Consider the following 2,366-nt stretch of genomic DNA (forward strand, 5'->3'; position numbering starts at 1 on the left):
TGGCTTATCGGCGGGTGGAGCCTAATCCGGCGCAAGCCGTCTCAACACCCAGTTTTCAAAGGCTTTAGCGCTTGCCCATGGGGACTTTGTCTGCCGTTGTCGCCCCTTTGGAGAACAAAGGTGTTGGCGCTTCGGTCTTGGATTTTTCCGCCTTGGGTTTGCGGATTTCCTTGTTACTTTTTTTCTGTCCCTTAGCCATTTGGTGCTCACTTCGGTGAAGGATTTTGGGGGGACGGGGCGATCTGACGCCTTAGGGCGACATTAGAACCCAAGGCTGCGGCCAATGCCAGGGCACCGGCCGCATCCCTTTAAGCTTAACAAGCAGGCTTCATGACGAAGCCTATTTTTTAAGCGCGATCTTGCAGGTTTTCGGCAGACATTTTGCCGCTCTTGCGATCTGCCACGAGGTCATAGCTGACCTTTTGGCCGTCGCGCAGGTCGCTCATGCCCGAGCGTTCCACTGCACTGATGTGGACGAAGGCATCAGGGCCGCCGTCATCAGGAGCGATAAAGCCAAAGCCTTTTTGGCCGTTAAACCATTTTACTGTTCCGGTAGTCATTAGAGTAGTTCCGTTCATAGAGAATATCATGCCGGCGTGTGCAGGCATGTTGGCGTCGACATTTCAGGAGGTATTTTTGAGAGCAGCGCCGATGATCTCAGCGAACAGACAAGCATAGAACCGTCATTAGACGGGTGCTCTATGCGCCCTTCCTAGCCAATTAGCAAGCAGTTTCGAGCCGAACGACTTTTTGGCGTTAGCCGAACCTAAAGCAGCAAACTATCCTCAATGTGAGCATAACCCCTTCCCCTGTGCCGAACTCTCCCGTAATCGTGGCCCATGCGATACGCGCTACGAGCGCCGCGAGGGATGAAGGTCGGGCTCCTCGGTGGTTCTTTTGATCCTGCCCATTCTGGCCATGCCCATGTGGCCGAAACAGCCCGTGCTCGGCTGGGCCTGACTTGTGTCTGGTGGCTGGTATCGCCACAAAATCCGCTCAAGCCGAAATCTACGCCGCTCAAGAACCGCTTAGCCTCAGCACGCAGGGTCGCGAGCGGCCGTCACAACATCGTCACCGACATTGAAACTCAACTGAAAACCCAATTCACAATCGACACCCTAAAAGGTCTCCAAAGACGCTTTCCGGGGGTGCGTTTCGTTTGGTTGATGGGGGCGGATAATCTGAGCGGGTTTGAACAATGGCGCGGTTGGCAAGATATTGCCCGCCGGATTCCGATTTGTGTGGTCTCTCGGCCAGGCGCTGGACCACGGGCGCGCTTAGGGCGACTTGCGCAACGCTTTCCCCATGCACGACTGAATTTGGCCAATGCTATGGCCTGTGCGCGTGCAGCACCACCCGCTTGGGTCTATATACCCGCTCGTTGGAATCCCTTATCCTCAACCGCACTGCGTGCCAGTGGTGCCGGCCTATCACCAGTTTGAGTTGGTTTAAAGATTATTTCTTGGGGTTGAAGTTTAGATGCTTGAAGATTTGGTGCGGCAACACCAGCAAGATTTATTGGCTGGGGCGCGAACACTCAATATTGCACTGGGCCTAGACAGCCCTGCCGCGCATGTGGAGCGGTCCGAACGCGAAGTTCTGGATCGGATCCTACCCCATTTGGGTGATCTTATCGGCCCGGCCGCACGCCTGATCGATTGCGGCCCATTTACAGGCTTGCGCACCGCGCAAGTGCTTGCGGCCCTAGAGCGCCCTAAAGCTATTGTTCTGATGAATCGCGAGATTGATCCGCGGATCTTTGACACATTGAACGCCAAAGACTCGACGGCAGAGATCAGCTTGGCCCCTGCCAATGCAAGCCCTTCATCTTGGGACCTACCGGCCATTGGTTCGGGCAGCACCCTAGCCCTGATTGCTGGCGGCGGATTGGGGCTTTTGTCAGAAGCTGAGCGACGGGACCTCTTCCATGGGGCGGCACAAACACTGAAATCCAATGACTTCCTCCTGTTAACCAGTGAGCTTACTCAGGATGCCGCCTTGGCAGAGGCGGCTTATCAGGATTTCGGCTTGCACCTCGTACGCACCTGCTTAACGCGCTTGGGCAAAAGCCACGGTCTTGAACCGCGCATCTTCCATCAGGCTTCGAGCCAACAGGTGCAATTTGGGGCGCTGGCGCAAAAGGACGCGTCGATTCAGTGGCAGGACGTGGGCTGTATCTTTAGTCCTGGCGACTGGTTGGCGATGGGCGCTGCGCAACAATTCACGGCTGCAACGCTGACCTCAGAACTCGCTGGATTTGATGTGCAAGCGACGTGGCGCGCCAGCGATGGCCGAGTGGATGTGATGCTGTTGAAGAAAAAATAGCATGGCTTTGTCGTTCTGGTTATGTTCTGTTAAGGTGCTTG

Annotated in this window: 4 protein-coding genes; 2 read left to right on the forward strand and 2 right to left on the reverse strand. The window is 55.5% G+C overall.

Going from position 1 to position 2,366, the window contains the following annotated elements:
* Positions 1-64: 64 nt before the first annotated feature.
* Together ACOVRA_RS11235 and ACOVRA_RS11240 are read right to left on the reverse strand one after the other, a co-directional pair.
* The gene (locus ACOVRA_RS11235) at positions 65-199 is read right to left on the reverse strand and encodes a hypothetical protein (protein ID WP_346383667.1); all 135 of its coding nucleotides are present in this window, start codon (positions 197-199) and stop codon (positions 65-67) included.
* 148 nt (positions 200-347) lie between these two features.
* Positions 348-560, reverse strand: coding sequence for a cold-shock protein (locus ACOVRA_RS11240; protein ID WP_085340588.1), 213 nt, complete (start codon positions 558-560; stop codon positions 348-350).
* A gap of 279 nt (positions 561-839) precedes the next feature.
* Here ACOVRA_RS11240 and ACOVRA_RS11245 point away from each other — a divergent pair, with 279 nt between their 5' ends.
* Together ACOVRA_RS11245 and ACOVRA_RS11250 are read left to right on the forward strand one after the other, a co-directional pair.
* The gene (locus ACOVRA_RS11245; RefSeq protein WP_421720365.1) at positions 840-1,442 is read left to right on the forward strand and encodes a nicotinate-nucleotide adenylyltransferase; all 603 of its coding nucleotides are present in this window, start codon (positions 840-842) and stop codon (positions 1,440-1,442) included.
* A gap of 37 nt (positions 1,443-1,479) precedes the next feature.
* Positions 1,480-2,325, forward strand: coding sequence for an L-histidine N(alpha)-methyltransferase (locus ACOVRA_RS11250; protein WP_421720366.1), 846 nt, complete (start codon positions 1,480-1,482; stop codon positions 2,323-2,325).
* The last annotated feature ends 41 nt before the right edge of the window (positions 2,326-2,366 follow it).

Source organism: Aquidulcibacter sp. (assembly GCF_049239865.1).
GTDB lineage: Bacteria > Pseudomonadota > Alphaproteobacteria > Caulobacterales > Aquidulcibacteraceae > Aquidulcibacter.